General features: G+C 63.6%; 4 protein-coding genes and 1 pseudogene. 3 read left to right on the top strand and 2 right to left on the bottom strand.

What is annotated here, in order from left to right:
• Positions 1-305 precede the first annotated feature (305 nt).
• A complete protein-coding gene (locus AC54T3_RS08505; protein WP_496623971.1) occupies positions 306-1,508 on the bottom strand; it encodes a YbfB/YjiJ family MFS transporter in 1,203 nt (400 codons plus the stop codon).
• A gap of 165 nt (positions 1,509-1,673) precedes the next feature.
• Here AC54T3_RS08505 and AC54T3_RS08500 point away from each other — a divergent pair, with 165 nt between their 5' ends.
• The 3 genes from AC54T3_RS08500 to AC54T3_RS08490 all read left to right on the top strand — a co-directional run bounded on the left by AC54T3_RS08500 (position 1,674) and on the right by AC54T3_RS08490 (position 7,533).
• A complete protein-coding gene (locus tag AC54T3_RS08500) occupies positions 1,674-2,861 on the top strand; it encodes an efflux RND transporter periplasmic adaptor subunit (RefSeq protein WP_496623969.1) in 1,188 nt (395 codons plus the stop codon).
• A gap of 4 nt (positions 2,862-2,865) precedes the next feature.
• The gene (locus tag AC54T3_RS08495; RefSeq protein WP_496623967.1) at positions 2,866-5,916 is read left to right on the top strand and encodes an efflux RND transporter permease subunit; all 3,051 of its coding nucleotides are present in this window, start codon (positions 2,866-2,868) and stop codon (positions 5,914-5,916) included.
• Between the two features lie 72 nt (positions 5,917-5,988).
• Positions 5,989-7,533, top strand: coding sequence for a T6SS phospholipase effector Tle1-like catalytic domain-containing protein (locus tag AC54T3_RS08490; protein ID WP_496623965.1), 1,545 nt, complete (start codon positions 5,989-5,991; stop codon positions 7,531-7,533).
• 167 nt (positions 7,534-7,700) lie between these two features.
• Here AC54T3_RS08490 and AC54T3_RS08485 read toward each other — a convergent pair.
• Positions 7,701-7,875: pseudogene (locus AC54T3_RS08485) on the bottom strand (class I fructose-bisphosphate aldolase); the annotation flags it as partial.
• Positions 7,876-7,894: the final 19 nt, after the last annotated feature.

Raw genomic sequence — 7,894 nt, 5'->3', positions numbered from 1 at the left:
GTTGCAGGACACCGTCAAACATCCGGTCATCAGCTCCAGGGTCGCTAGAAGATGATTATAGATTACAATACCTTAAAAGGGCTGCACCTGTAGAGCTAACCTGTGCTCCTTCTGCAGCCGTTTGCCTGCTTGTTCACGAGTCTCACTTGGGCGCATGCGCAAGATGTGTTGCTGATCGGCTCCCTGCTGGCACAGGTCGTGCAATTCACTGCAGCGCTGCGAGCGCAGCAGTTGCGGATTCCGCGCCATAAATCATTACCCCCTGGGTAAGGCCTGTTGAATGATGCGAGGATCATCGGGGGTCATCAGCGCTTCTCGGCGTTCGTCGCAACGCGCTCCATCGCCACCAAACACAGCAGCCCGAGCACCATGATCACGCCGACCATGATCAGCGAGTCATCGAACGTGCCGCGCAGCTCCGCCAGCTCGCCGGCGACCACCGGGGCGATGATCTGCGCGATACCAAAGCCGACCGTCAGCCGCGCCATGATCTGCGCCGGATGCGCCGGGTAACGCACCCCAACCATCGTCAATACCAAGGAGACGATGCCGATGAAGGTGAGGCCAAACAGCAGCGAGCTGGCAATGGCCGCCGCCAAGGAGCCGCTGAAGACCGGCAGCAGGATGCCGATGATCTGCAGCAGATAGGCGGTCTGCAGCGAACGCAAATACCCCAAGCGGCGCGCGATCCGGTCCCAGAGGACCGGGGCCGGCGCCGCCGCGAGACCGACCAACAGCCACATCAGCCCACCCTGCCCGCTCAGCGCTGGCTGCTGCTCGGTGATCAGCACGGTGAAGGTGGCGTTGATCGTGTAACCGAAGCCGGCGCACAGATAGGCCGCTTGCAGCAGCCACAACCACAGCGGACCGGGTTCACTGGCGGCCTCGCGCGAGCGGGCGCTCAGCGGAACCCCCTGATTCGGCTGCGGCAACCAGTACCAGGCCGGGATCAACAGCAGCAAGCCAACGCCGGTGAGCAGCCACCACTGGCCGCGCCAGTCGGTATAGGGCGCGGCCAGTTCCACCAGCAGCCCGCCGAGGACAATCCCCAGCCCGAGCCCGCTGAAGTGCAGGCCGAGTTCACTGCGGTGCCCATGGCGGATCAGCCAGTTCAGGATCAGCCCCGAGCCCAGCATCAGTCCACCAGCGGTACTGACCCCCGCCAGATAGCGGCTCAGGCCCCAGATCCAGGCCTCATCCAAGCCCGGTATCATCGGCGTGAACTCAGCCAGCGGCATCATCGCCGTGGTGGCGACCGCCAACAGCAGGCTGATCCGGTACAGCAGATCCTTGCGCATCAGATCCTTCATGCGCGTGACCACGAGTACGCTGGTGAGATAACCAAGATAATTCCAACCTGCGAGCCAGCCGGCGAGCGCATCACCCAGGCCGGTCTGTGCCTGCATGTAGGCCAGCATCGGGGTGTAGGCGAAGCGCGCCACCCCCATCGTGAGCACCAGTCCGCAGATCCCGGAGAGGAGAACGAAGGTTCGGTTTGGCGACATCATCGGCGAACTCCAAGGCCGTTATCGTCACTAAAACATCGTCTACAGCACTTCTGTATACTTGCGCCCAATGCACAAAACAAATGTTTGAATCCAAGCGATTGAACAGCCAGCCCTAAGCCGTCTGATCGCCCGCTTTGGTTCCTTCGCTGCTAACGGACTTGATCGATGATCTTACGCTCGCTGCTCGTCATCCTCATCCTCGCGCTGCTCGGCGGGGGGCTGGCCTTCCTCAAGTATCAACAGATCCAAGAGAATATGGCGCAGCTCTCACAGCCGCAACCACCCTCTACGGTCACCGCCACCGAGGTCCAGGCGACGCGCTGGCAGCCGCGCTTGCAAGCGGTTGGCAATGTGCAGGCGGTACAGGGTGTGATCGTCAACAACGAGGTGGCCGGGCAGGTCAAGCGCATCCTGTTCGAGTCGGGTGATCAAGTGACGGCGGGCCAGGCCCTCGTCCAGCTGGATACCGAGGTCGACGAGGCCGCGCTGGTCGGGCTCAAGGCCAGTCTCGATCTGGCGCGGCTGCAGCTCGCGCGCAACCAGAAGCTGTTGCGTGATCGCGCGGTGTCCCAGGGCGATGTCGACGAACTCAATGCCCGCGTCTCCGAGTCCCTCGCCCAGGTGCGCGAGAAAGAGGCGCTGATCCGCAAGAAGACCATCCTCGCCCCCTTCGACGGCCAGCTCGGGATTCGCCGCGTCAACCTCGGCCAATTCCTCGATGCCGGCTCCGCGATCGTCGAGCTCGAAGCACTCGATCCGGTCTATGTCGACTATGCCCTCCCCGAGCGGCAGCTCTCCGAGATCGAGGTCGAGCAACCGGTTGAGGTCAAGGTCAAGGCCTATCCCGCGCGCGTCTTCGAGGGTCGCATCCAGGCGATCAGCCCAGCCGTGAATCGTGAGACCCGCAACATCCAGGTGCGGGCCTTGGTACCGAACCCAGACCGCCTCTTGCTGCCGGGGATGTTCGCCAAGATCGAGACCCTGATGGCGGCACGCGACGCTGTGCTCACGTTGCCGCGCCAAGCCATCACGTTCAACACCTATGGCGATTCGGTGTTCGTGATCGAGCCAAGCGATGACGAGCCGAATTCTGAGCAGAATTCCGAGCAGAACTCAGGACAGGATTCGGGGCTCATCGTGCAACGGCGCCAGGTCAAGACCGGTGCCGTGCGCGATCAAGAGGTCGAGATCCTGAGCGGGCTCGAGGCGGGCGAGCGGGTCGTGCTGGCCGGACAGGTGAAGCTACGCAACGACGCGAGCGTCAAGGTCGTCGAGGATGAGGATCAGGTCGCGCCGGATGAGACAGAAGCGGCGCCGCCGAGCGACAGCGCTGACGCCGACAGCGAGGCCTGAGCCGATGCGCTTCACCGACATCTTCGTCCACCGGCCCGTCTTGGCCAGCGTGGTCAGCTTGCTGATCCTGATCCTTGGGCTGCGCGCGATCATTGGCCTCGAGATCCGCCAATACCCGGAGACCCAGAACACGGTGGTCACCGTCACCACCGCCTATCCGGGCGCCAGCAGCGAACTGGTCAAGGGCTTCATCACCACGCCCTTGCAGCAGGCGATCGCCGAGGCCGATGGCATCGACTACCTGACCGCGACCAGCACCCAGGGCGTCTCGACCATCGAGGCCAACATGCGCCTCAACTACGACCCCAATGCCGCAGTCGCGGAGATCCAAGCCAAGGTCGCCAGTCAGCGCAATGTGCTGCCCGAGGCGGCGCAAAATCCGGTCATCGACTCCACCACCGGCGACTCAACGGCACTGATGTACCTCGCCTTCTACAGCGAGAAGATGGACTTGCCGCAGATCACCGACTATATGATCCGGGTCGTGCAACCGCAGCTACAGGCGCTCGAAGGCATCGCCAAGGCCGAGATCTTCGGTAACCAGACCTTTGCGATGCGGGTCTGGCTCGACCCGGATCGGATGGCCGCGCTCGGCATCAGCGGCGAGCAGGTCGCGCAGGTGCTGCGGGCGAACAACTACCTGGCCGGCGTTGGCCAGATCAAGGGCGAGATGGTCCAGATCGACCTCTCGACCACCACCGATGTTGGCGATGTCGACAGCTTCCGCCGCCTGGTGGTGCGGGAGAACGGCGGCACCTTGGTGCGCCTGGAAGACATCGCTGAGGTCGAACTCGGCGCCGCCAACTACGACTCGGCCACCCTCTACAAGGGGATTCCGGCGATCTTCATCGGCATCGAGCAGACACCGGGCGCCAACCCGCTCAACGTCGCGCAACGGGTTCACGATGCGCTGCCTGGTCTCAGGGCGCAGTTCCCAGAAGGGCTCGAGGCGCATATCCCCTATGACGCCAGCGAGTTCATCGAGGAGTCGATCAACGAGGTCTTCAAGACCCTGGCCGAGGCGGTGCTGATCGTGCTGTTCGTGATCTTCCTCTCGCTCGGCTCACTGCGCGCGGCCATCGTGCCGTCGGTGGCGGTGCCGCTGTCACTGGTCGGCGCGGGCTTCCTGATGTTGCTCGCGGGCTTCTCGATCAACCTTCTGACCCTGCTGGCGATGGTGCTCGCGATCGGTATCGTCGTCGATGACGCCATCATCGTGGTCGAGAACGTGCATCGCCACATCGAGATGGGCAAGACCGGGCTCGACGCGGCGGTCGATGCGGCGCGCGAGCTGGCCGGACCGATCATCGCCATGACCACGACGCTGGTCGCGGTCTATGCCCCGATCGGCTTCATGGGCGGGTTGGTCGGCTCGCTGTTCGTCGAGTTCGCGTTCACCTTGGCCGGTGCCGTTCTGATCTCCGGCGTCGTCGCGCTCACCCTCTCGCCGATGATCTCGGCGCGGGTACTGCGAACGGGGCAGGACGCGGGCCGTTTCGAGCACGCAGTCGAGTCCTTCTTCCAATGGCTCGCGCGCGTCTACGGCAAGTCACTGCACGCTTGGCTAGGCTATCCGGGCCTCACCGTGATCATCGCCGTCGCCGTCATCGGCAGCGTTTATGTGATGTACACGATGACGCAGAAGGAGCTGGCGCCGACAGAGGACCAAAGCATCCTCTTCTTTCAGGCGACCGCGCCGCAGACCGCCACCGTCGACTACAACCTGCGCTATATCGACCAGATCCTGGATCGGTTCGAGGCGATCCCGGAATACAAGGAGAGCTTCATCATCGCCGGCTTCGGCGGCAGCCCGACCAGCACCTTCGGTGGCTTCAAGATGTCGCAGCCCTCGGAGCGTGAGCGCTCGCAGATGGCGATCCAGCCTGAATTGCAGGGCACACTGGCCAGCGTGCCCGGCTTCCAGACCGTGATCTTCCCGCGCCCCAGCCTGCCCTCGCCGGGACGCGGCGTGCCCGTCGAGTTCGTCATCCTCTCGGATGCGAGCTACGAGGAACTCGATCGCCTCGCCGATGAGTTGGTTGGGCGCGCGATGCAAAGCGGCCAGTTCATGTTCCTGCAGAAGGATGTGAAGTTCGAACGCCCGCGCACCATCATCGAGATCGACCGCGATCTGGCCGGCGATCTCGGCATCGATATGCAGCAGCTAGGGCAATCGTTGGCGGTGATGCTGAACGAGGACTACGTGAATTGGTTCAGCCTCGAGGGCCGCAGTTACAAGGTGATCCCGCAGGTCCATCGTGAGGCCCGCAACGCCATCGATCACATCGAGTCGTACTACATTCGCACCGACGGTGGCGAGTTGGTGCCGCTGTCAACGCTGGTCGAGATTCGACATTCCGTCGAGCCCTCGCAGCGCACTCAGTTCCAGCAGTTGAACGCGGTCACCCTCTCCGGCGTACCAACGCCTGGGGTAACCCTCGGCGACGCCCTCGCGTCGCTCGAGGAGAGCGCCGCCGAGATCTTTCCGCGCAATGTGCGTTGGGACTACAAGGGCGAGTCGCGGCAGTTCAAGAGCGAAGGTGGCGCGCTCGAAACGACCTTCTTCCTCTCGATCCTGGTCATCTACCTGGTTCTGGCGGCGCAGTTCGAGAGCTGGCGCGATCCGTTCGTGATCCTGATGTCGGTGCCGCTGACCATTGCCGGGGCCATGGTGTTCCTGTTCCTCGGGCTCGCCAGCGTCAATATCTACACCCAAGTGGGCATGATCACCCTGATCGGGCTGATCGCGAAGAACGGCATCCTGATCGTCGAATTCGCCAATCTGCTGCGCGAGCGCAACGCGCTCGACAAGCGCGAGGCGGTCGAGCAGGCCGCCCAGATCCGATTGCGCCCAATCCTGATGACCACGGTGGCGATGCTGGTGGCGATGATCCCACTGCTGCTCGCCAGCGGACCCGGTGCCGTGAGCCGCTTCGATATCGGCCTCGTCATCACCACTGGGCTTGGCATCGGCACCCTGTTCACGCTCTTTGTGGTGCCGGGGATGTATGTACTGGTGGCGTCGAAGCAGGTGCAGCGACTGCCTGAACTGTGATGCATCAACCTAGCTCGGGCGACGAAGCGGGACTAGACTGCGGTTGAAATCAGCCACAGCGAGACCGCCAAGATGCGAAACCTGATCGTCTGCGCGGATGGAACCTGGAGCACCGCAGAGCAAGAGACCGACGGCATTCCGCGCCCTACCAACGTAGTCCGGCTCTTCAGCGCACTCGCCGACAATGGCCCCGACAGCGAGCCGCAGCTGCGCTATTACCATCCAGGGCTCGGCACCGAGGGGTCCTGGCTGCGACGGCTCGCCGGCGGTGCGCTCGGTGTTGGCCTCGGCAGGAACGTGATGAGCGGCTACCGCTGGCTCGCCGATGCGTATCAGCCCGATGATCGTCTGTTCTTGTTCGGCTACAGTCGCGGCGCCTATACGGTGCGCAGCCTCGCTGGTCTGATCACGCGCTGTGGGCTGCTCGACACCAGGGGACTGAGCGATCACCACGCCTGGGATGCGGTCGAGCGCGTCTACGAGCACGGCTACCGCCGACGCGAGGATCCGGCTACCTGGTCGCGGGGCCTCGCTTTCCACCACCGCAGCAACGGCACATCGGCGAACCTGATCTATTTCCTGGGCGTTTGGGATACGGTCGGCGCGCTCGGCATCCCGGACAACTTCGGTGTGCTGAACCTCTTCGACGATGCCTCCCGCTATCGCTTTCACGATACCGAACTCAATGAGCAGGTCCTGAACGCCCGCCACGCGCTCGCATTGGACGAGACGCGGGCCAGCTTCAGTCCGACCCTCTGGAGCAATCTCGACGGACGCCGCAATGTCCGACAGCTCTGGTTCCCGGGCAATCATGGCGATGTTGGCGGCGGCCACACCGAAACGGGACTCTCCGACGGCGCGCTCAAGTGGATACTCGACGAGGCCTCGCCACTCGGGCTCGGCGTTGCGCCCGACATGGTGGTCCAGATCTCGCCAGACCCAAGGGACCGTTTACACGACTCCCTGAATGGGATCTGGCGGCGACTGTTCCATCAGCCACGCAGCGTGCCAGCGCTGACTTCTGCGGCCGGAGGTGATCAGTTCCACCCCTCGGCGCTCGCCCGTCAGCAACAGCCGCCCCTCAACCAGGCCCCTTACCGGCCTACCCGGCTTCTAGCCGTCGGCGAGAGCGAAACCCTGGACCTCTTTGCCGCCCAGCACTGGAACGATACCGGCCTCTATCTCGAAGCCGGTGCTAGCTATGGGTTCGAAGCCAGCGGTGAATGGCTAGACGCGGCGATCCCCTGCAGCCCTGCCGGGGAGTGCCAGCCGCCAAACCTCTTTGCGCGTCTCGGGCACGGCTTTGGCTCTCTCATCGGCCGCGCTCAGCAAGGCTTCGCCCGAATCACCGGTAATCCCAGCACGCGCTTCATCGGCAGCCGTCGGCTCGAGACCGCCCCCTGGTTTGCCCTGGTCGGCGTCATCGCCAATGGCCGAGTGCAGGCGCACCAACATGGTTCACTCTTGCCGCACGAGACACTGGTCATCGGCGCCGGGCGTGACACCTGGACACCAGCGCAAGGCCCCGGCTACCTGTACTGCTTTGCCAATGATGCCTGGCATTTCTATGGCAACAACCGCGGCCATGTGCGGCTGACCGTCACTCGGACCGGTTAACTCGACGCCTGCTCACTGCCGCAGCGGCAGACCTATGCCGCTTGGCGCTCCATGTCCGGCGCGTAATCGCCGATGTTTGCGAGCGAGTTGAGCTTGGCCCGATGCAGCAGGGCTTAGCTGGCCCTGCTCCGACTTCGAGGCATCGCTCCGCCAGGTCGCACCTGATTCTGCAGTGCCCTTGCGTACGAGAAGGTCAGGCGCCACGGCAGCAATGGCTTGACCGCCATCTGAATTCATCGCGTTGAGGTGCTGGGTCGCTTGCTCGTCGCCCTGACCACCGGACAGGAAGGCGATGCCGGGCATCGTAGTTGGCACCGTCTGCCGCAAACAGCGCAAGGTCGAGCAGATTCTGGAACAGGTG

This window comes from Halochromatium sp. NSM3 (assembly GCF_059621085.1).
This window is presented reverse-complemented; position numbering and strand designations above follow the sequence as displayed.